This window comes from uncultured Polaribacter sp., from assembly GCF_947501385.1.
GTDB lineage: Bacteria > Bacteroidota > Bacteroidia > Flavobacteriales > Flavobacteriaceae > Polaribacter.
This window is the reverse complement of sequence record NZ_CANMVP010000026.1, coordinates 23584-48148: the sequence shown is the minus strand read 5'-3', so window position 1 is coordinate 48148 and position 24565 is coordinate 23584. Positions and strand designations below refer to the sequence as shown.

The 24565-nt window shown below is 31.8% G+C and carries 14 protein-coding genes; 8 read left to right on the top strand and 6 right to left on the bottom strand.

What is annotated here, in order from left to right; all coding sequences use genetic code 11:
• Position 1 precedes the first annotated feature (1 nt).
• Positions 2–1045: a 2Fe-2S iron-sulfur cluster-binding protein gene (locus Q0998_RS15685; RefSeq protein ID WP_299671513.1), complete on the top strand. Its 1044-nt coding sequence runs from the start codon at positions 2–4 to the stop codon at positions 1043–1045.
• A gap of 21 nt (positions 1046–1066) precedes the next feature.
• Positions 1067–1738, top strand: a complete 672-nt coding sequence (locus tag Q0998_RS15680) for a LysE family transporter (protein WP_299671511.1) — start codon at positions 1067–1069, stop codon at positions 1736–1738.
• Between the two features lie 51 nt (positions 1739–1789).
• Here the strand turns inward: Q0998_RS15680 and Q0998_RS15675 are convergent, their stop codons facing one another.
• From Q0998_RS15675 to Q0998_RS15650, 6 genes are all read right to left on the bottom strand, one after another.
• A complete protein-coding gene (locus Q0998_RS15675; protein ID WP_299671508.1) occupies positions 1790–3631 on the bottom strand; it encodes a M1 family metallopeptidase in 1842 nt (613 codons plus the stop codon).
• Positions 3632–3768: 137 nt separating this feature from the next.
• Entirely contained in the window at positions 3769–5481 is a 1713-nt protein-coding gene (locus Q0998_RS15670; protein ID WP_299671506.1) for a S8 family serine peptidase, read from the bottom strand.
• A gap of 20 nt (positions 5482–5501) precedes the next feature.
• Positions 5502–6347 carry an MBL fold metallo-hydrolase gene (locus Q0998_RS15665; RefSeq protein WP_299671503.1) on the bottom strand — a complete coding sequence of 282 codons (846 nt, stop codon included), beginning with the start codon at positions 6345–6347 and terminating at the stop codon, positions 5502–5504.
• Between the two features lie 143 nt (positions 6348–6490).
• A complete protein-coding gene (locus Q0998_RS15660) occupies positions 6491–6670 on the bottom strand; it encodes a hypothetical protein (RefSeq protein WP_299671501.1) in 180 nt (59 codons plus the stop codon).
• A 116-nt stretch (positions 6671–6786) separates the two neighbouring features.
• Complete coding sequence (gene pbpC, locus Q0998_RS15655; RefSeq protein WP_299671561.1) at positions 6787–9075, bottom strand: penicillin-binding protein 1C; 2289 nt, start codon at positions 9073–9075, stop codon at positions 6787–6789.
• A gap of 231 nt (positions 9076–9306) precedes the next feature.
• Complete coding sequence (locus tag Q0998_RS15650; RefSeq protein WP_299671499.1) at positions 9307–14856, bottom strand: MG2 domain-containing protein; 5550 nt, start codon at positions 14854–14856, stop codon at positions 9307–9309.
• Positions 14857–15373: 517 nt separating this feature from the next.
• Between Q0998_RS15650 and Q0998_RS15645 the strand changes: the two genes are divergently transcribed.
• The 6 genes from Q0998_RS15645 (at position 15374) to xylE (ending at position 23843) form a co-directional block, all read left to right on the top strand.
• Positions 15374–16696 carry a Gfo/Idh/MocA family oxidoreductase gene (locus Q0998_RS15645; protein ID WP_299671496.1) on the top strand — a complete coding sequence of 441 codons (1323 nt, stop codon included), beginning with the start codon at positions 15374–15376 and terminating at the stop codon, positions 16694–16696.
• A 39-nt stretch (positions 16697–16735) separates the two neighbouring features.
• On the top strand, positions 16736–18304 hold the full coding sequence (locus tag Q0998_RS15640) for a ThuA domain-containing protein (RefSeq protein ID WP_299671493.1): 1569 nt from the start codon (positions 16736–16738) through the stop codon (positions 18302–18304).
• A gap of 102 nt (positions 18305–18406) precedes the next feature.
• Positions 18407–19399: a GntR family transcriptional regulator gene (locus Q0998_RS15635; RefSeq protein ID WP_299671491.1), complete on the top strand. Its 993-nt coding sequence runs from the start codon at positions 18407–18409 to the stop codon at positions 19397–19399.
• A 2-nt stretch (positions 19400–19401) separates the two neighbouring features.
• Positions 19402–20883, top strand: a complete 1482-nt coding sequence (locus Q0998_RS15630) for an FGGY family carbohydrate kinase (protein ID WP_299671559.1) — start codon at positions 19402–19404, stop codon at positions 20881–20883.
• A 99-nt stretch (positions 20884–20982) separates the two neighbouring features.
• Complete coding sequence (xylA, locus tag Q0998_RS15625) at positions 20983–22299, top strand: xylose isomerase (RefSeq protein WP_299671489.1); 1317 nt, start codon at positions 20983–20985, stop codon at positions 22297–22299.
• A 116-nt stretch (positions 22300–22415) separates the two neighbouring features.
• Complete coding sequence (xylE, locus tag Q0998_RS15620) at positions 22416–23843, top strand: D-xylose transporter XylE (protein ID WP_299671487.1); 1428 nt, start codon at positions 22416–22418, stop codon at positions 23841–23843.
• The last annotated feature ends 722 nt before the right edge of the window (positions 23844–24565 follow it).

Sequence of the window (24565 nt, the reverse complement as noted above, 5' to 3'; positions counted from 1 at the left end):
TATGGCAAAATTTAATACAGTACACATACAAGAAATAAAACAAGAAACCGCAGATGCGGTTTCTGTAGTATTTGACATCCCTGAACACTTAAAATCTAACTTTAATTTTACTTCAGGGCAATATATTACACTTCAAAAAGTAATCAATAAAGAAGAAATTAGAAGAGCATATTCTATTTGTTCTACTCCACAAAGTGGTGAAGTTAGAGTCGCAATAAAGAAAGTAGAAAATGGAACATTTTCTACATACGCAACTTCTGATTTAAAAGTAGGCGATGCCATTGAAATAACAGCTCCTGAAGGGCGTTTTTTACTGAACCCAGAAGCAAATAAAAATTACATTGCATTTGCCGCAGGCTCGGGAATAACACCAATTTTATCTATGATAAAAACGGTTCTAGAAACAGAACCAACGGCTACTTTTACGTTAATTTATGGGAATAAAACGGTGGCTGATACTATTTTCTATGATGAATTACTGCAATTAGATAAGAAATACCCACAATTCAATTTAGAATTAATTTGCAGCAGAGAACGTCAGGAAAATTCTTTATTTGGTAGAATTGATAGTGGAATTACTAATTTTTTCATTAAAAATAAATACAAAAATATTTCTTTTGATGCTGCATTTTTATGTGGACCAGAAGAAATGATACAGATTGTTTCTAATACTTTAAAAGAAGCTGATTTTTCAGAAGAAAATATTCATTTTGAATTGTTTACAGCTTCTATAGATGAAGAAGCTTCTTCTGAAATAAAAGAAGGAACTTCTGAAATTACTATTTTATTGGATGAGGAAGAAGTTACTTTTGCAATGTCTCAAACAGACAATATCTTAGCGGCAAGTTTAAGAAACGATTTAGATCCTCCTTATTCGTGTCAAGGTGGTGTTTGTAGTTCTTGTTTGGCTAAAGTTACTGAAGGAAAAGCTGTGATGGCTAAAAATTCTATTTTAACCGATAGTGAAGTTGCAGAGGGTTTTGTTTTAACTTGTCAAGCACACCCAACAACATCAAAAATTAAAATTGACTTTGATGATGTTTAAATTTCCGTATTTTTGTTAAATATGGATTTTCACGACTTTAAGAATGCTTTTTTTATAGGTTTTTTCATGGCTTTTATGATAGGACCTGTTTTTTTTATGTTGATACAAACAAGTGTTTTAAAAGGCGCTAGAGCTGCAATTGCTTTTGATTTAGGAGTAATTTTAGGAGACATGGCTTTTATTTTAATTGCCTATTATGGCAGTAGGTCGTTTCTTGAAAAAATAAAAGACGACCCTAGGTTATTTTTTATTGGTGGTTTGGTTTTAATAATTTACGGACTTATTACTTACTTAGACAAAGAAAATAAAAAAGATGCCATAGAAACTTCAAAAATTGTAGACGTCCCCATAAAAAATAATTATTTAAAATTATTTATAAAAGGGTTCTTTTTAAATTTTATAAATATTGGCGTTTTAGCATTTTGGCTAGGAACTGTTTTGGTTATAGGTCCAACGCTAGATATGAATCAGAATGCAATATTCTGGTATTTCGGCACCATCTTAATTGGTTATTTTGTTACAGATATTGGTAAAATTTTACTCGCTAAGCAACTTAAAAATAAAATGACACCTATGGTGGTCTATAAAGTTAAAAAAATCATGGGAATGATTCTGATTGTTTTTGGGTTCCTTTTAATGCTAAAAGGGTTTATTCCGAATGAAAAAATAGAAGATTTTATTACTGTTCTATAAAAAAAGCGAGGTTTAAAAACCTCGCTTTTTTTATAGAAAATATACATCCAACTAATCGACGTTGTACTGATTATTATCTAAGTCAATATCTGCCATTAACTTGCTTTTATCAATTTCTACAGCTTTTATATTTTTAGCTGTTGTAAAAGAATATATAGGATTTGCCCAAGCCCAGTCTTCTAAAATAGTTGCAGAAGTGGGTTTGTTTCCTCTCATCATTCTTAAAGGAATATTAAAACTCTCTGAAGAACCATCTGTATACGTTACTTCTAAATCTATTGGCATTGGCATTTGTCCAATTCTCTCTAAAGTCACTTTATTTCCATCAACCGATTTAATGCCATAATCGATGGTATGAACTGTTTGTGTCCATTCATTTAAATACCAATCTAAATGAATTCCAGACACTTTTTCCATAGAACGTTTTACATCATTTGGTGTTGGATGCTTAAAACTAAAATCTTCAAAATATTTTTTAAGCCCTGCTGCAGTATTTTCTTCCCCAATAATATATTCTAACTGAGATAAAAACATACTTCCTTTACCATAACTACCTGTACTATAAGCAGCATTTGTGTTATATCTATCTGCGTGGGTACTTAACGGTTCTTCGATATTATTCTTTACCAAATAATTATAACCTCTATACGGTCCTGCATTTGGATTTTTATCTCCTCTTTTCATAATTTCATAGGAAGCTTTTGAAGAAATATAAGAAGTAAATCCTTCATCCATCCAAGGATGCTTGCTTTCATTTGTAGCTAATAAAAACTGAAACCATGTATGTGCCATTTCATGTGCTGTAACTCCAAAAAGGCTTCCAAATTTACGTTTTCCTGTGATTAAAGTGGACATTGCATATTCCATTCCTCCATCTCCACCTTGAATTACTGAGTATTGTTTATAAGGATATTTTCCAATATGCTTACTAAAATACGCCATTAATTCTGCTGTTGGAGATTGTAAATCTTTCCAATTCCTTAAATATTCTGCTTCTAAATCTTTTTTGTACAAGAAGTGCAAATTGATTCCGATTGGCATTTTTAAAATATCGTGGTTAAAATCTGGGTCTGCAGCCCACATAAAATCATGCACATTTGGTGCTTTAAAATGCCAAGTTAATTTGTCTGTATCTGGCACATTTAAAGGTTTCATTTTATTTTCATACCCATGACCAATTTCTTGTGGGTTTTGTAGATATCCTGTTCCACCAAGTACATAATTCCGATCTATTGAAATTTTTACATCAAAATTACCCCAAACTCCGTGAAATTCTCTAGCAATATAAGGTGGTGTGTGCCATCCTTCAACATCATATTCTGCCATTTTAGGATACCATTGGGCCATAGAAAGGGCAACACCTTCTTTATTATTTCTTCCAGAACGACGAATTTGCTCAGGAACTTGTGCATCAAAAATCATGTCTAAGGTTACACTTTCGCCAGATTTAATAGGTTTGTTTAAAGTAACCTCTAAAATTGTACCCACAGTTTCATAAGTAACTGCTGTGCCGTTTTGTTTTAATGAATTCACCTTTATATAACCAATCTCATTGGGTTGTAACTTGCTAATTCGATCTCTAACACGTCTGTCTGGATCTTTAATGTTTAAAGACCTTACATCCATTTGAGAACCTGGTTGAAATGCATTAAAATATAAATGGTAGTAAACTTTGTTTAATTCGTCTGGCGAGTTATTGGTATACACAGCTTTCTGCGTTCCTTTGTATTGATAGGTATTTACATTCATATCAATATACATAGAATAATCGATATGTTGTTGCCAATAGGTTGTAAACTTAGCATTATTTTTTTGTTGATAGCTTACTTCTTTTGTTTGCGAACAAGAAGAGATTAAAGCAACGACAAGACTTAAAAGTAGAAATTTTTTCATGTTATTGATTGATTGTATTTAAGTATAAAAGTAATAAGAATTATTTAAAATAATTTTTTCTATTTGAACGGAGTCAAGAATTCAAACTAAATGATGGTTTGAATGGATTTCGACTCCGCGTAACAGTATTTATATTTTTATTTGCCGTTTACAATTCTATCTGCCATTTTTAAGGCATTGTACGCATTTACAACTCTACCTGAAACAGATAAATCTGAAAATGGAACTTTTTCGCCATCTGGATTTTCTCGAGATTGTGAACCTGGTTTAATTACTTCAAAATTAATTTTAGTCCCAGAATTCATTAAAATATGTTTTACTTGACTCGCAGATAATTTTGGGTAGTACGAACGAACCAAAGCTGCAACTCCTGCTGCAGAAGGTGCCGCCATAGAAGTTCCACTATTTGGTGCATATTCATCTTTTGGCATGGTTGCATAAATATCTACTCCTGGCGCAAAAACATCCACATTCATTTTTCCGTAGTTCGAAAAACCTGCAGGTAATTTTTCATCATAATGTAAACTCATAGCACCAATTGTTAACACGTTGTCTGAAATTTCGTTTGCCAAATCTTCAGAATCATTCGGAAATGTTTTTACAATATCAATATTTTTTCCATCGTTACCTGCTGCATTTACAATTAAAACGTCTTTTTTAGCGGCATATCTAATCGCATCGTAAACCCATTGCTTGTTTGGCGAATATGCTTTTCCAAAACTTGTATTGATAATTTTTGCACCATTATCTACCGCATAACGGATTCCTAAAGCTACATCTTTATCATGCTCATCGCCATCTGGCACAACTCTTACCGCCATAATTTTTACATTATTTGCGACTCCATTTACACCTTTGTCATTATTTCGAGAAGCGGCTACAATACCAGCAACATGTGTTCCATGACTTTCTAAATCTTTTGAACCAATTACGTTATTGTTTCCATAGTATTTATCCGTAATATCATATAAATTGTCTCCTAAAGTTTGACGTGCATCAAAATCTAAATCATAACTTTTCCCTTTTTCTTGAGATTTTAGGTAATTAGAAAGTTGTTTTTTATAATCTTGTAAACCTTGTTCCGTCATTCCTCTTTGCAACATGCCAGAAATATCTGCAATCTTTGCAGCCATTTTATCATCCGTTGCTTTTAAACTCTTTACAATAGCTACCGTTAAATTTTCTGTACCTGCTAATTCTTTAACGTCTTTAAAATTGTTTTCTATTTGACGAATTCTTTCTGTTGTACTTTTTAGATTCTCAATTTCCGTCTTTTTTTCTGCCTCTCTCGCTTCAAACACTTCTTTTAATTTTAAATATTGTTGAAACTCGTCTTTATCAGCATCAGCAATTTCAGAAGCATTTTTATCACCAAATTTATCCATTCCATTTTTTACAATCCTGGTGATTTCTAATTGGTCTGCATTTACAATTTTGCCGTCTTTGTTTCCTAAGAAATTCCAACCATGAACATCATCTGTATATCCATTTCTATCATCATCTTTATTATTTCCCGCAACCTCCTTAGGGTTGATCCAAACAACATTTTTTAAGTCTTCGTGTTCTACGTCTACGCCAGAATCTGCAATCCCAACAATAATAGATACTCCTTTTTTTCCTTCTAAAAATTGATATGCTTTTGCAATACTCATTCCAGGAATAGAATCTGTTTCCAGATCCATATGACTCCAAGTTTGAACCTCAATTTCTGATAATTTACCTTTCTTTGCAGGAATATTAATTACGGTATCCGCTCCATTTGGAACTGGAATTGTATTTATTGACGATTTACAACCTGCTAATAACATTCCAGCAACCGCTGTATACATAATTGGTTTTAATACTTTCATTTCTGTTTATTTTCTTTTTCTTAATTAAATATATCTGTAAATTTATGGGTGTTTTTTAATCGAACTCCTTTTGCTGTATGCTGCACTGTACAAATTTCATTGAAGGCATCATGCTCTAAAAAAAGGTAGTAATTATTATCTGCAGCTTCATTTAAGAAAGCTGCTTTTTCTTTAATTGTTAATAAAGGTCTGGTATCATAACCCATCACATAAGGCAAAGGAATGTGCCCAATAGTGGGTAATAAATCTGCCATAAAAACAATGGTTTTGTCTTGATATGTTAGTTTGGGTAACATCTGTTTTTCGGTATGACCGTCCATAAACAATACATCAAAACCAATTTGATCTATGGCATTTCTATGAATAAAGTTCAGTTGTCCGCTTTCTTTAATAGGATTGATATTCTCCTTTAAAAAAGAGGCTTTTTCTCTTGGATTTGGATCTGTTGCCCATTTCCAGTGGTTGTCATTAGACCAGAATTTTGCATTTTTAAAAGCAGGTTTTAAAAGTGTTTTACCCGAATCCCATGTTATAACACCTCCACAATGATCGAAATGAAGGTGTGTTAGAAACACATCTGTAATATCGTCTTTATGAAAACCGTGTTTTGCTAAAGAACTGTCTAGAGAAAAATCTCCAAATAAATAATAATAGCCAAAAAATTTGTCTGATTGTTTAGCACCCAAACCCGTGTCTATTAAAATTAGACGATCGCCATCTTCAATAAGCATACAACGCATGCTCATTTCAATTAAGTTTTTTGAATCTGCAGGATTTGTTTTTTGCCAAATAGTTTTAGGAACAACACCAAACATTGCACCACCATCTAATTTAAAATTTCCTGTTTCTATAGGATAAATCTTCATTTTTGTAAATTAAAAAATCATTAAAGATTACTTTTAAAAAAATAATTTAATGATTTGTTAAATAGTATCTGCAAAGAATAATTTATGCAGTTTACAAAGATGAAGAAAATTGTGTAATTTTCTGTTAAGAAAATTCTAATTCTCTAAGATGTATAACTCGGTTTTTCTGCTGTTTTAGAAACTTTAATTTTACTAAGAAGTTTGGCTGTTTTTATGATTGCAAAAACTCCTATTGCCAACCCTAAGATTATAAATAGTAAATGAGTGTCAAAAATACTTGAAGTTGCAACTGTTTCTGGTGGTAAAATTTGTAAAAACATCATTTAAAGTAGTATTAATTTGTTTGACAAAAATACAATTGAAATATCGTTTTTAATTGAGTTTTTCGATAAATGGTCGTTTCGTTTCGATGATTGACAATTATCTAACTTTAAGAACATTAATCTTTTACACTAATTTGTTGTTTTATTTCATTGCCGAAACTATCGGTTACAGAAATTTTATAATCCCCGCTATTTAAATCTATAGCAAATTCATGAAGCTCTTTTGTAGTTCCTAAAAAAGTTTTATTTAGATACCAATACAGCATTATTTCTTTATTTGAATGTGCTACTTTTAAAATAATTTCATTCTTTTTTCCATCAAAATCTTTAGGTAAAAAAATAGTGCTTTTTTCTGATGGATAAATAAATTTCATACTATTTTTATTTTCTCCTAAACAATCATTTCTAAATTTTGGTAATGGTTTATAAAACGGATTCTTACTTTTGTAATAATATTCCATTAAAGGCGGTAACACAAACCATGATTTCTGCTTAATGTTACTCAAATTCTCACAAGAAGTATTTACTTGATAATTTTCTAAAGCATCAACATTTACCAAAATATGAAAAGGACAAGGCTTGGTTTTTAACCCTGAATTTTGGACAAATTCTAACTTCTTTTTTGTGCAAATTTCAGTTGCTCTGTAACCACTTTTTGTACAAATTTCAACTTGAGTCATTTCGTCAAAAGGTTTCTCAAACCATTCTGAATTGGGTAATTTATCAAAAATATCAAACAAAATTGGTGCTGCAGTTTGCACGCCAACCAAGCCTGGTCTTCCTTCTCCATCTGCATTTCCTACCCAAACACCCACTACAAAATCTTTAGTAGTGCCAATTGCCCAAGCGTCTCTAAAACCAAAACTTGTGCCTGTTTTCCATGCAATTTTTTTTGACGAATCAAAAAACTCCCAGTTTTCTTCAGAATTTGGTCTGTTTACTTCTTTCAAACTTTCAAAAGTTAAGTAAATGGAAGCTGCATCAAATAGTATTTTTTCTGATGATGTTGATCCAAAATCAAGTTTTTCATCAGCGTAAAAAGTGGGTGCAAAAAACTCGTTTGTAAAATATCTACTCGAATTTTCGGTATAATGATTTATTGTAGATGCTAACGAAGCATAGCTTTTGCATAAATCCCACAAATTACTTTCTGCGCCACCTAAAGCTAAAGTTAATCCATAATAATTAGGATTCTTTTTTAAATCTTTTAACTGTAATTTTTGCAAATAATGATGGAATTTCTCCAAACCAAAACTCTGCAACATTCTAACCGTTGGCACATTTAAAGATCTTGATAATGCCAATTTTGCTGAAATTGCGCCAGCATATTTTTTGTCGAAATTTTCTGGTTTGTAACTTCCAAAATTTGTGGGAACATCTGCAACTAAAGTATTTGGCAACAAATCTCCACTATCTAACACTGCAGCGTACAAGAAAGGTTTTAAAATACTGCCTGTACTTCTTGGTTTGTCAATTACATCCACATCTTTTTGATGCTTTTTATCTGTTGGTGAGTTCCCAACATAACTCAATACTTGTCTTGTTTTTACATCTAAAACCAACACAGAAATATTATAAATTCCGTTTTTACTTAACTGATTGTAATGATTTTTAACAATTGTATTTGCTTGGTTTTGTAATCTTTTATCAATGGTAGTTTTTACGAATTTGCCTTTTTTCTGTTTGTTTATTTTTTGCAATAAATGTGGTGCAATTTGCGGAATTGAATATGCTTTTTGTGGTAATTTTTCTAATATTGACAATTCATAAGTCAGCGAATCTATTACTTTTTTTATGAGTAATTTTTTCAATAGTCGATTTCTTTTTACCAGTAATTTTTGTTGATTTTTTCCTGGATATATTAAGTTTGGCGCATTCGGTAAAACTGCTAAAGTTGCTGATTCCGACCAAGATAAATCAGCAGATTTCCGATTAAAATAACGCCAAGAAGCGGCATCTAAACCCACAACATTTCCTCCAAAAGGCGCATTTGAGCTCCAAAAAGTAAGAATTTTTTCTTTGGATGCTCTAAATTCTAAACGTGTTGCTAAAACTAATTCTTTTAGTTTTTCGAAGTACGTTCTTTTTCTGTTATCTCTACTTAATCTAATTACTTGTTGCGTAATTGTACTGCCCCCTCTTTTTACACTTCCTGCTTGTAAGTTTTGTTTGAAAGCTTTAAAAATTGACACTGGATTAAAACCAGGGTGTTTATAAAAATGTTCATCTTCAAACTGAATTAAACAGGTTTTAAATTTCTCTGGAACAGCATCATTATATGGAAAACGCCATTGACCATCTTTTGCAATTAAAGCGCCCAATAATTCATTATTTTTACTTGTAATTACTGTTGAAGTTGGTTTTATAAATAATTCTTTTGGCAAACAAAAAGCATAGAAAATCATCAGAATAACAATGAAAATTGTTTTCTTTTTATGACGTTTTATGTAGTTTTTTATATTCAATTCTTACGTTTTATATTTTAAATTCGAATGTCATTCCGAACGAAGAATGAGGAGGAATCTCAAATTTTAGATAATTCTGTAGATTCCTCAATCGCCGAAAAAGGCTCATTTCGGAATGACACTCGAACTTTATCATTAAGAGATTGCTTCGTTCCTCGCAATGACAATATTTTACTTAATCACCTCAATCCAACCACCTTTTGTTCTCACCAGATAATCATTGTCATACATCGCTTCGACCTGAATTCCTGGTAAATAATAGGTCCCTAAATACGCCGCATTTACCAAAACTGTAAATGTTTTTGTTTCTGAAGTTTTTCTACCTTCATTCAAATCGAAATAAAAATTAACGCGATCATCTCTAATATCTGTGTAACGTGCATCGCTTTTTGCAGTCGTTCCAAAATCTGTAAAACGTGTATTTACAATTTCCCATCCTGATGGAAAAATTTGCGTCAAAGCAACATCTTTTAGCGTTTCATTTTTCGGATTGCTTACTGTAATTTTTACCACAAAATCCTGACCTTGTTTTAAATTATTTATGTTAATCGTTTTGCCTTTCAAATCTTTATAAGCAACAGAAACGCTTAAACCTCTACTTTCTTGAATTTCTTCACCCAAAGGCAACTTTCCAGAATTTATAATTCTTGCAAAAACGATATTACTTTCGTTATTATTAATATTGATAGAATTCTGACCTTTCTTCACTTTTAACGTTCTTTGAACTAACGTACTTTCTGTTTTTACAACTTCACTTTTCCCGTCATTTGTATATTTAATGTTGATGGCTTTTCCGCCATTTTTAACCACCATTTTCCCCATAGATAACAAACAGAAAGCAGTCGTTTGTGTGCTCATCCAACTTTTAGTTGAAAGCTCTTTCGCTATTTTTTTAGCAATATCTTTTGCTTCTTTATTATTTGTTAACAGCATTGTTTCTAGAGCCATTGCCCTGTTTCTATTCACAGAACCGTAATTATAATAATTGTACCCAGAGAAATTTAAATTCGCTTTTTGCATAATTTCTTCACTTGCTTCTTTTTGGCCAACCAACGCATAAGCTGCAGCCAAACGCCACTTTGCTTCGTTAGAAATTTGCTTAAATTCTCGCAATCTATTCATGGCAGATAAATCTGGGCTGCCAGCCAAAGCCAGTGTATATAATCTATAAGCTTGCGCTAAATCTCTTGTGTACCTATTGTAATTTGGACGCCAATTTCTTGCTGCATTTTTTTGATATCTAATAAAATTACTCTTAAAAGTTAATGGTAAAACAAATCCTTTTTTTTCTGCTTCTAACAAAAAATGACCTGCGTAACTTGTTCCCCAATCGTTTACAGAATCTTCTCCCATCCAATAGCTTAAACCGCCATTTGCTTTTTGGAAATTTCCTAAACGCTGAATTCCTTTTTCTATATTTCTTTGAATTTCCTGTCTCTTTTCTGAAGTCAAATCAAAAATATCATTCAAAAATAATTGTGGAAAAACACTCGATGTTGTTTGCTCTACACAACCATGAGGATATTGAATTAAATATGCTAATCTTCCCGTAAAATTGATGGATGGAATTGTAGACAACTCCAAAATTGCAGTATTAGAACCTTCTACTCCAAAAGTTTCAAAATTGAGCTTTCGAGTTTGTTTGCCTTCAACAGTTTTATCTATTATTTTTGATGTAATCGGATTCGGATTTACAACATCCAATTCCACTTTATATGTTGATTTTTCTCCATTTCCTGTCGCAATAATTTCAACAGTATTAATGCCGTTTGCTTTTAAAACGTCTAATTCAAAATACATCATTTTTTCATCTGGTTTTTCAAAATTAATGGTTTTAGATGAATTTCCAATAACTGAAATTCCGTTTGAAGTTTTTACTTGAATTTTAACATTTTTCACTTTTTTATCCATTGCAAAAACGGAAATTGGCAACGTCACCTTTTCTTTTGGCGATAATTTTCTTGGCAACGTAGCCAATACCATTAAAGGTTTTTTAACAGAAACTGCTTTTTCTGCATTCCCAAAAGCTTCATTATTCACATCACCAGCAATTACCATAGTTCTCACAGAACCTATGTAATTTGGCAAGGTAATTTTATGTGATTTTGTTTTTCCTTTTTCTAAATAAAATGGTCCTAAATATTTTACAACTGGTTTAAATCTGTTCGCTTTTTGGTTTTTTCCTTTGGCAACATTTCCATCTCCACCAATGGCAAAAACCTGGTCTACACTTCCTGAATACGCACCAATTACATCCTCAAAAATATCCCAAGTTTTTACACCCAAAGCTTCTCTTGCGTAAAATGTTGTGTATGCATTTGGTGTTTTAAATCGTGTTAAATCTAACAAACCTTCTTCTACAACTGCCAAAGTATAGGTCATAGGTTTGTTGTTTTTTTCTGAAACGTTTACAACAAATTCTTTTTGCGGTTGCAATTCATTTGGCATTGAAATTTGTGGTTCTAATTTGGTGTTTTTGTCTTCAACTAAAATCGGAATTACACCATACAAACGAATTGGTAAATCGTTTTCTAAAACTTGATGTGGCTGTAACAAAGAAATATTTACAAATACATTTGGTGTCATATTTTTATTGATAGGAATTTCTACAGAAGTGGTTCCTTTGGTAGTTTTTATCCATTTAGTTTCCAACACTTTTGTACCATTTTCAATACTTATTAACGCACGACCTTTACTTCCTGAAGGAAATGTAATTTTAGCAGTTTCACCAACATCGTAAATTTCTTTATCTGCAGAAAAAACCAACATTTTTGCAGCTTCTTTGTCACCAGAAGTAGAATTTTGCCACCAATTTTTATAGAAATACGCAGTTCTTCCTGTTGCGTGTCCGCTTTTTTTATCAATAACTCTTATTAAAAACCGTCCTTTATCTTCCTCTGGAATATTCAGATTAAAACTTCCTTTTCCTTTTGAATTGGTGCTTAATTTTAGCGTTTTATAGGGCTTATTATAACTGCTTGAGGTATATTTAGATAAATTATCTTCAGCAGCACTCCACCACCAACGCCATTGAATTTGATAAATTTCTACTTCAATTTCATCTCTTTGAACTGGGGTTCCTTGTTCATCAACAGAAACTACAGAAAAAGTCTGATTTTCATCTGTAAAAAAGGAACCATATCGATTTCCTTCTGGCGATTTTAAACCTACAAAAGAAGTAAAAGGTGCATACTTTTTGGTAAAAGCATCAATCGAAAAATCACCACCGTTTTCAAAAGCTCTTACTAAAAACTGAACGTTTAACATTCCAGGAGCATTTTTACCAATTTTTAATTTACTGCTGATTTTTGCGACTCCGTTTGCATCTAATTTTCCTTCAAAAATATTGATTTCTTCTGATGAAAATTTTCTTGACGGGTCTGAAAAAACATATCTTTCATAATTTTTAAAACTGTAATTTGTTGTTGAAATTTTTGCTTTAATTTCTGCTTTCAAATTTTTTGCAGGTGTTCCATGCAACCATTTTACATCTAAATTTCCTTTGATTGGGTTTTTACTTGATAGAATTTCATCATCAAAATCGACTTTAATTTTTAATCGATTTGGTTTTACCGTTTCAATCTTCAAATTCTTATAGAATTTTGCACCACCTACAGAAATTTTTGCAGCATAATTTCCTGTTTTTGCTTCTTGCAAAGTAGTCACTGTAAATTTGTAGAAGTTATTTAAGTTTTCTGAAGTCACTTTTTTATACACTAATTTTCCACTTGGATCTCTAACTTCTAATTTTACGGGATGGTTTTTTGGCAATTGGTTATCAGCATCGTTTAGCAAGAAGGTTAAATGTAAAGAATCTCCTGGTCGCCAAACACCACGTTCGCCATAAATAAATCCTTTTAAACCTTTTTGAGTTTTACTACCAGCAACATTAAACTTACTTAAAGACAAAGAATTACCATCAAAAAGTTTAATATATCCTTTATGCTTTCCTTTAGAAACAATAGCAAAAGCAGCATTTTTTGGAGTTTCAACCGTTGTAAAACCTTCAGTATCTGTTTTTGTAGACAGTATTTCTTGTTGCTGATAATTAAATAGTTTTACAGTTGCACCAGCTTCTGGTTTTGTGTTTAAAATATTCGTTATCGCAAAAAAGTAAGAGTTATCAGCTCCTTTTTTGGCGATGATTCCCAAATTGGAAGCCAATAAATTTTGTGTAATTCCCTTATTATTATAATAAGAATCGTGACAAGGATTGTCTCTTTCCTGCCAATTGTATCTATTATTTTTGTATTGATATAGTTTGTTATCCCAATACAATTCTTCTCTTTCTTCTTCATCTTCAATTTCACTAAAATTGTCATATGCTGAAAAATATTCGTCTTCAAACTCATTAATATTTGTTGAAACTGTACTTTCTGAACAATTATAAAATGTCTGATTTTTGTTAAAGCTTAACTCAATTCTATAAATTGCGCCAGGTTCAGTAACCACCATTTTAGAAATATCTATGCTATACGATTTCCATTTTTGAGTGTTATTTTTTTTACTGTCAATTAACGTAATTGTTTTTTTAGCAACTCTTCTTCCAACCTTTTTTATAGCATATTCATTATTACTATTGATATTATTTTCTTGTAAAAATTGCAAAACATTATCTTCATAAATTTTTATGATTCTAACATCTACTTCCTTCACATTAATTGCTTCAAAATTGTATTTTAAATCGTTAGAATTTGGCAAAATAGTTCCGTTACTAATTGCTCTAATTTGTGGTTTTTTTTCCTGAAAAGTAATGGTTTCTGTATAATTAGATTTCAATTTATAACCATCAGAATTTTTTATTCCTTCAAAAATAGACACTAAAATATTGCCTTGGAACTTCGTTTCTGAAAACACTTTTAACTCATTTCCGTTGATAATAAATCGTGGTTCTTTTACATTCTTGATAGTAACCAAACCATCGAAATTTTGTTGTTTTTTTAACGCATCAGAAAAGTTGATAGAAATGTATTGTTCACTTGTATTATTGACTTTTACACTTAAAACTGTGAAATTATTTTTACCTGGAATTACAATCTCATTTTCACCTTTAGAATCTGCATTTATTGGTTTTCCACTCCAAGAAACTTGGATTTTAGAATCTTCTACAAAACGTTGAATGCTATCAATTTTAAACTCGAAAATTTTACTTTTTTGATATGATTCGTTCCAAACTATACTTTTTGAAGTTCCTTCTTGATTGGCATTTATCAGCAACTTTGCTTGCTCTAAAGAAATAATATCCGCAGATTTTACAACACCTTCTAAATATTGATATTCTTTATTATAAGATTGTAAATTATTAGTTTGAATGCTAAAATTTGGGGTAATCGTTTTAAACTGAAATGTATATTCTTTAAATACTTGAGAAATATTTTTATAAATTTCCTTCAATTTTAAAGTTACAGAATACGCTGTATCTGCATCTAAATTCTCATCAGGAATAAAAACAAAAGCATGTTTATTTATCGTTTTAATTTTTCCGCTTACAAATGGTTTTATCGCTAAAATATCCGCAGAAATTTCTTGATCTGCTTCCCAGCCTTCCACTTCTTTGGCAAGATTTATATTGATTTTTTCAGTTACGGAAACCACTCCAGAAGTTGTGTAACTAATATATTCTTTGAATTTGTAAATGTTATCTGTTTTTATTGCTGACTTTTTACAAGAAAAAATCAATAAAAAAATAACGAAAGCTGAAAGTATGTTTTTTGTTTTCATAGTCGTGCATTTAGAAACACAACTCAAAAATAGTATTTTAATTATCTTAAAATTTGATAAATTAGAATTCGTTGACTTCTAATTAGAATTTGAAAGAGATTAAAATCGTAAAATACAATTATTGATTATTTCAAAACACCTATTATACATTGTAAATAATACTAATTGTAGTATTGATATTTTTATCAAATATAAATTTGTTGATCTATTAAATAATATTTTCTTTCTTTAAATCAATAAATTCTGACTTTAAGTTTATACTTATTAACTCATCTTTAAAAACTTTTTTTAAATAATTTGACAGTTATTTTTTTTTATTTCTAATAAAACTTTCAAAATTCTTTCGTAATTTGCATTTAAGTTGTTCATTTTAAATGGTTTGATTGTATTTCTAAAATCATAATTTAGAATGAATAAAAGTTTACATAATTATAAGGAGTGTTAAGAAAAGGAGGTAAATCAAAATTTTATGAAGGTATTTCCTATTCAAAAGAATTCGTTTAAATAAATCATCAAAATGAAAAAAAGTGAAAAATCAATTAAAATTGAAGAAAAAAATACGCAAGCTTTTTCTCGAAGAAAGTTTATCAAAAATACTTCATTAGCTTTTGGAGCAATCGCCATTATTCCTAGACACGTCTTAGGAAGAGGTTTTTTAGCACCTAGCGACAAAATAAATTTAGGAATTATTGGCTTAGGTAAGCAAGGAAATATATTGTCAAACAAATTTCTTTCCAATACAGAAGTACAAATTGTTGCAGGAAGTGAGGTTTGGAATTCTAAAAGAGAATTTTTTAAAAATAAACTAGAGAGTCTATATGCAAAACATAGAAATGCAAACAGTTATAAAGGTGTTAGTACTTATTTAGAATATAAAGAATTGCTAGAAAGAAACGATATTGATGCTGTTGTTGTTGCTACACCAGATCATTGGCATGCCATTCAGTCTATAGATGCAATGAAGGCAGGAAAAGATGTCTATTGCGAAAAACCTTTAACAAATACCATTGTTGAAGGAAGAGCAATTGCTGACACTGTCGAAAAAACAAAAAAGATATTTCAAACAGGTAGCATGCAGCGTTCTTGGGCTAAGTTTATAACGGCGCAAGAGATTGTAAGTTCAGGTAAATTAGGAGAAATAAAAAAAGTATTGGTAAACGTAGGTGATCCTGCAAAAAACTACGATTTACCAACGGAACCGTTACCAAACGGAATAGATTGGAACAGGTGGTGCGGTCCTGCTCCATTATTAGGTTACAATGATAAGATAGCACCAAGAATAGTAAAAACCTATCCAGATTGGAGAGATTACAAAGAAACTGGAGGAGGTATTCTTGCAGATTGGGGAGCACATATGTTTGATATTGCGCAATGGTGTTTAGGGATGGATCATTCTGGTCCCGTAAAGTTTATACCACCAACAGATCCAAAAGCAGTAAGGGGTTTAAAAATGTTCTATGAAAATGGTATCGAGATGGTTCATGAAGACTTTGGTAGAGGTTGGGGCGTTCGTTTTATCGGTTCCGAAGGTACTATAGATGTGAGCCGTAGTTATTTAGAAACAACACCAGCATCCATTTTACTTTCGAACATACATGTTGATAAAAAAACAATTATGAAATCCCAAGGCAACCATTATCAAAATTGGATTGATGGGATAAAGTCTCGAAAGCAACCTATTTGTACTGCAGAAATTGGACATAGAACCGCTACCGTTTGTAACGCAGCAAATATTGCATATGAACTAGGAGAAACACTCTATTGGAATCCTAAAAAAGAAAAATTCAAAGGCAATAGACAAGCCAATAAAATGCGTGAGCGAAAGAATAGAAAATATTAACGACACAAATATTTTTTTTTCAAACCAAAATGACTAGCTATGAATTTCAAGAAAATTATTTTTATCGTATTGTCTCTAATTATAAGTAAAAATTTTTCTCAACAAAAAGAACCTGCTGTTTTAGTATTTTCAAAGACAGCAGCTTTTAGACACAAATCTATTCCCGCTGGAATTCAATTTTTCTCCTCTTTAAAAAAAGAAACTAATTGGAGCATTCATTTTTCTGAAGATGCGAATGATTTTTCTTCAGAAAATTTAAAGAATTATAATGTTGTAGTTTTCTTAAATACAACAGGAAATATTTTTGATGAAAAGCAAAAAAAGGCGTTTCAAAAATACATAGCAAATGGGAATGGTTTTGTAGGTATTCATGCAGCATCAGATACTGAAAAAGAATGGCTCTGGTTTACAGATATGATTGGTGCTACTTTTAAAGACCATCCAAAAGTACAAAATGCTACTTTACATATTGATACATCTAGTGAACATCCTGCAATTCATCATTTAAAAAAAGAAGAAGTATTTAAAGACGAATGGTACAATTTTTTAAAGCCTGTTGCCAAACATGTAAATGTTTTAGCATCTGTAGATGAAACTTCTTACAAAGGCAAACAGATGCGTACTAAAAACCATCCGATTGTTTGGTATCATCACTATGATGGTGGTCGTATTTTTTATACAGGCTTAGGACATACCAAGGAATCTTACAAAGATATTCGTTTTAAAAAAATGATAAAAGAAGCCATTCTTTGGGCAGCAGATCTAAAACAAATAAAACAGCCCTCTAGAAAAAAATGGACACATCTTTTGGCAGGCGATGTTTCTAAAAATTGGGATGTTTTTATAGGCGTACCTCATGCTACTGTAAAAGGTATAGAAAATATAGCATTCAATAGTAACGGTAAGTATTCAGAGCCATTGGGTTTAAATAATGATCCTAAAAATGTATTTACTTTTAAAACGATAGATGGAGAACAAGTACTGCACATTTCAGGAGAAATTTATGGAGCATTCACTTCAAAAGTAGAATATGAAAACTATCATCTAAAATTAGAATTTAAATGGGGAGAACAAATTTGGGAACCTCGTTTACTTAAAAAAAAAGATAGTGGAATTTTGTACCATTGCTATGGTGCTTATACATCGTTTTGGAATGTTTGGATGTCTTCACAAGAATTTCAAGTGCAAGAAACGGATGTAGGGGATTACTATGGGTTAAGCGGCGTTTTAATAGATATTCCATCAGAAAAAAAAGCAGGTGAAAAAGAATTTACATATGTTAAAGATGGGGTGTTACATCCGTTTTCCAGTTTGCAACGTTCCCCACCAAATCATGCCAATAAAGGGTTTGATAATGAAAATTTACATGGCGAATGGAACACCTTAGAATTGGTTTGTTTTGAAGGAACCAGTTATCATATTGTAAATGGTAAAGTGGTGATGGCTTTGTACAATTCTAGATATAAAAATGCTGAGGGTAAAATTGTTCCACTAACCAAAGGAAAAATTCAAATTCAGTCTGAAGCTGCAGAGGTATTTTATAAAAACATTCAGATTAAGACCATAAATAGTATTCCAAGAAAATTTCAAAAACAGATTAAGTTGTAATTAGCGATTGATTTCTAGATAAAAGCATTTACAGAATGAGATATTTAATTCGTGTAAATTATTTTTTTATATTTACCTACCAGAACAGAACAGCATGTATTTATGAACGTAAATTTTAAGATTAAAAGTCAAAGTCAAATACCAAAGTACCAACAATTAGTAAATGCTATAAGTAAAGAAGTTGCCAATGATAGTTTGAACATCGGTGACCCCTTACCTTCTGTAAATCAACTATGTAATAAACACCAGCTTTCTAGAGATACTGTTTTTAAGGCCTATGCTATTTTAAAAAAGCAGGGCATCATAAAATCTGTTCCCAATAAAGGATATTATGTGGCAAATAAAACGCGAAAAATATTGCTTGTTTTAGATACTTTTAAGGCTTACAAAGAAGTTCTTTACCATTCTTTCATTAAAAATTTACCTGATAATATTGTAACAGATGTACAATTTCATCATTATAATATTGATAATTTTAAGATCATTTTAAATAATAGCAAAGGAAAGTACTATAAATATATAGTGATGACCTTTAACCATGATGAGGTTCCTGCTGTTCTATCAGATATTGACAATGAAAAACTCTTATTAATAGATTGGAATGTTCACTCGAATGGGAAACATAATTACGTATTCCAAGATTTTGGGAGTGCTTTTTTTAAAGCTTTAAAAGGTGCTTTAGCCGTTTTTAAAAAATATAAAAAATTAGTATTTGTATTTCCAACATATACCTATCATCCCAAAGAAACCATCACTTATTTTAAAAAATATTGTAAACAATTTCATTTAGACTATGAAATAGTAACAGATCCAAATTTGTTTTTGGTAGAAAAACAGGTGGCATATTTAAGCACTAGTGATAGAATATTAGGTATTTTTTTAGAGCAGTGTAGAATTAAAAAATTAGAGCCAGGAGCAGATGTTGGCTTTCTATCCTATAATGAAACACCTATGAAAAAATTTATTTACAAAGGAATTTCTGTCATTTCAACAGATTTCGTAGAATTAGGAACAAAAGCTGCAGCATTTGTGCTTCAAAATGAGCCGATGCAACATAATGTTCCTACAAAATTAATATTAAGAGACTCATTGTAATGATTTATTATTTAGGACTAGATATTGGAAGTTCTTCTATAAAGGCAGCTTTGGTTGAGGTTTCTTCTGGAAAGAGTTTAGGCGTTGTGCAAGAACCCAAAAAAGAAATGAGCATGTTTGCGCAAAAAAATGGTTGGGCAGAACAAAATCCAAATGATTGGTGGTTACATGTTTGTAACGCAATTACAAAGCTAAAAAAACAATTTAAGGTTAGCAGAGCTCAAATAAAAGGTATTGGTATTTCTTACCAAATGCACGGTTTGGTTATTGTAGATAAACAAGGAAATCCACTGCGTAAAAGTATTATTTGGTGCGATAGTAGAGCCGTAGAAATAGGCCATACGGCTTTCCAGGAAATGGGTGAAGACAAATGTGCTGCGCATTTATTAAATTCTCCGGCGAACTTTACAGCATCAAAATTAAAATGGGTAAAAGATAACGAACCAGACATTTATAAACAAATTTATAAATTTATGTTGCCCGGAGATTTTATCGCTTATAAATTTTCAAATAAAATAAACACCACAATTTCGGGTTTATCAGAAGGTGTTTTTTGGGATTTTAAAAACGATGCTATTGCAAATTTTCTATTAGAATATTACGGAATTCACAAAGGTTTGGTGCCAGCTATTGTAGCTACTTTTAGCATTCAATCTTTCGTAAATAAAAAGGGCGAAAAAGAAAGCGGCATTGCCACAGGAACACCAATATATTACAGAGCAGGAGACCAACCAAATAATGCACTTTCACTAAACGTTTTTAATCCTGGCGAGGTCGCTGCTACTGGAGGAACATCTGGCGTTGTATATGCCATTACAGATAATTTATCAGGAAAAGAAAATACCAGAGTTAACAATTTTGCGCATGTAAACTACACCAAATCGAACCCAAAAATCGGAAAATTGTTAAACATCAATGGCGCAGGAATTCAATATCGCTGGCTGTTAAATAATTTGGCAGTGGACTCTTATGAAGAGATGAATTCTTTGGCGTCAGAAATTCCTGTAGGTTCAGAGGGTGTTTGTTTCATTCCGTTTGGAAATGGTGCAGAGCGAATGCTAAATAACAAAGAAATAGGTACTCGAATTGTAAATATAAACCTCAACAATCATCACAAAGGTCATATCTGTAGAGCCGCTTTAGAAGGCATTGCATTCTCTTTTTTCTACGGAATGGAAATTTTAAAATCAGATGGAATTAATCCAACGGTTATAAGAACAGGAAATGACAATTTATTTCGTTCAGAAATTTTCGCAAATACAATAGCCACTCTAATAGAACAAGAAATAGAAATTTACAACACCACAGGCGCAATAGGCGCAGCAAGAGCAGCCGATTTGCACAAAGGAGGTTTTAAAAAGTTTGGAAAAACAATTATGGATAATGATCATGTAATGACGTTTGTGCCATTTAAAGATAAAAAGCCCTATCTAAAAGCCTATAAAAAATGGAAAAAAGAGTTAGAACTCGTGTTGAATAAATAATAATAATAATAATAGCCTTTAGCGATTCCCTTTGGCAAAAGCCAATGCCCAAAGGCTAATAGCAAAAGATTAAATAAATAAACAATTACACACTTTATTATGGCAACTAAAGAATATTTTAAAGGAATTAGCAAAATAAAATTTGAAGGAAAGGAATCAGACAATCCTTTGGCATTCAAATACTATAATCCAGCGCAAATAGTTGCCGGAAAACCCATGAAAGAATGGTTTAAATTTTCCATTGCGTACTGGCATACCTTCTGCGGACAAGGTTCTGACCCTTTTGGATCTGGGACACAGAATTTTCCTTGGGACAAATCATCAGATGCCATTCAAGCAGCAAAAGACAAAGCAGATGCAGCGTTTGAATTTATCAACAAAATGGGCTTTGAGTATTTCTGTTTCCATGATTTCGATTTAATTCAAGAAGGTGCAACGTTTGCAGCATCTGAAAAAAGATTAGACACTATTACAGATTATATCAAAGAAAAACAAGCAGACAGTGGCATAAAATTATTGTGGGGAACAGCCAACTGTTTTTCAAATCCGCTTTATATGAATGGGGCTGCAACAAACCCTGATTTTAATGTAATGGCAAGAGCTGGTGGACAAGTAAAATTGGCCTTAGATGCCACTATAAAACTAAACGGAGAAAACTATGTGTTTTGGGGAGGTAGAGAAGGATATATGTCTTTGTTAAATACAGATATGGGTCGTGAATTAGACCACATGGCACAGTTTTTAACCATGGCAAGAGATTATGCAAGAGCACAAGGATTTAAAGGCACGTTCTTTGTAGAGCCAAAACCCATGGAGCCAATGAAGCACCAATATGATTTTGATGCGGCAACAGCCATTGGATTCTTAAAGGAATATGGTTTAGACCAAGATTTTAAAATGAACATCGAAGTAAATCACGCAACGTTAGCACAACATACCATGCAACACGAAATGGCAGTTGCAGCCAAAGCAGGCATGTTGGGAAGTATCGATGCCAACCGAGGAGATTACCAAAATGGTTGGGATACAGATCAGTTTCCAAACAATATTCAAGAAACAACAGAAGCCATGTTGGTTTTCTTAGAAGCTGGAGGTTTACAAGGTGGCGGTGTTAATTTTGATGCAAAAATCAGAAGAAATTCAACAGATATGGAAGATGTATTTCACGCACATATTGGTGGCGCAGATACCTTTGCAAGAGCTTTAATTACTGCGGATAAAATTATGACTTCTTCGTCTTACAAATCTTTAAGAGAAAAAAGATACCGTTCTTTTGATGCAGGAAAAGGTGCAGCTTTTGAAGCTGGAAAATTAGACCTTAAAGATTTGTACAGCATCGCTCAAGAAAACGGTGAATTGACTTTACAGAGCGGAAAGCAAGAATTATTTGAAAATATTATCAATCAATACATTTAAAACTAATAATAGAACTCACTAAAGACCTCACAGGTTTTAAAAACCTGTGAGGTCTGGGTTATTCAACATCAATACAACTTCTTACTAATGATCTGTCTAGGTCTAAAACTAAAATCATGGCTCAATCAACAAATTCAGCATATCTAATTAAACTTACATTAGTAGCCACTTTAGGAGGTTTACTATTTGGCTACGATACAGGTGTAATCTCAGGAACGGTAGGTTCTTTAGATAGTTTTTTTGTAATGCCAAAAGGACTCTCTGAAACTGCGGCAAGTGCTTTTAAAGGTTTTTTAGTGTCTAGTGCATTAATAGGATGTATTATTGGAGGTATTTTTGGAGGCATCGTAAGTAAAAAACTAGGAAGAAAAAAAGGACTGATACTTGCAGCTATTTTATTTTTAATCTCTGCATTAGGTTCTGCAATGCCAGAAATGTTTTTAGCACCCATTGGCGAGTTAGATCATACATTTTCAACAATTTTTATTGTCTACAGAATTATTGGAGGTATTGGCGTTGGTTTAGCATCTATGTTATCACCGTTGTATATTGCAGAGATTGCACCTGCTAAAAGTAGAGGAAAATTGGTTTCTTTCAATCAATTAGCCATTGTTGGTGGTTTTATGGTGGTGTATTTTGTCAATTACTTTATTTCTAGAAGTGGTGGTTCAGATGAATGGTTAAATGCTGTGGGTTGGAGATGGATGTTCGCATCAGAAATAATTCCTGCTGGTTTATTTTTAGGATTGTTATTTTTTGTACCAGATACACCACGCTCATTAGTATTGCGCAACAAGCCAACAGCGGCGTTAAAAGTTTTAATAAAGGTAAACGGTCAAGAAGAAGGTCATAGGATTTTGACAGAAATTGAAAATTCGATGAATGAAAAAACTTCAGGACATATTTTATCTTTTGGGTGGCTCGTAATTATTATTGGAGTCTTAATTTCTGTTTTTCAGCAATTTGTAGGAATCAATGTAGTTTTATATTATGCGCCAGAAATTTTTAAAACAATTTCTTCAGGTACAGATAGTGCCTTGTTAATGACTATTATTGTAGGCGTTGTAAACTTCTTATTTACCATTATCGCTGTAAAAACTGTAGACAAATATGGTAGAAAACCATTAATGATTATCGGTGCCTTAGGTATGGCAGTAGCTATGATTTCTTTAGGTTTTGTCTTTTTCTCTGGTGCCACAGGCTACTTCGCATTGTTTTGTATGATGTTGTATGTAGCAAGTTTTGCAATGAGCTGGGGACCTGTTGCTTGGGTACTATTAGCAGAAATTTTTCCAAATAAAATAAGAGGAAGAGCACTAGCTGTTGCAGTCGCAGCCCAGTGGATCTCTAACTATGTAGTTTCTTTAACCTTCCCAATGATGAATGACAATTCGTATTTAACAGGGCTATTTAACCATGGTTTTGCCTATTGGGTGTATGGTGTTATGAGTGTTTTAGCCATGCTATTCATCCTAAAATATGTTCCTGAAACCAAAGGGAAAACGTTAGAAGAAATGGAAGGTCTTTGGAAAAAAAAGAAGTAGGTAATACAATTGCAGCTCAATAATTAATTTCGAGTTTACTATCTCAATGAACTAAGGTTTCTAGTTTAATTCTGTTAACATTTATATTGCCTAATATGATATATAAAACCGATAGTCGCTTGACTGAAGTATCTTTCCTTTAGAGTTTGCATCCCAACTTAAATCATCTATTTTGAAAACAGATTTATGGATAAACTGGAAGGTTATTTACAAATTTGAGAGAACGCAAGCATTTTTAAAACGAATAAAATTAGAAATGCTAAGAGAAATGAAAAACAAAATTACATTGACACACCTAAGTAAAATATACTTGATTAAATTTTATTTACTCTATTAATGATTTCTATAATTCAGGCACGTTTTTTGAATATTAAAATAAATTGAAATATTATGTTTATTTTTAACGTTTACATGATTACAATTTTAGAGATCAGTAGTTAAATACATACTAAGTTCAAATTTTAAAATACTGTTTACCAGACACTTGAGTTATTCGTTATTGTCCGTTCGAGACCCGAGAAAAATTTTTATCAAGCGGTTGGAATGACGTAATGTCTCCTCGAGCATTACTGAAATCAAAATATTTTTTGATTGAAAGTAGCAAACGCAGTTTTCGAGAGGTTTTAATGAGGTCTCGACTGCGCTCGACCAGACATATATTAATAATTTGTAAAACAGTAACTTACAAGCTACGTCAATGGTAGCATTACTAAAATGAAAAT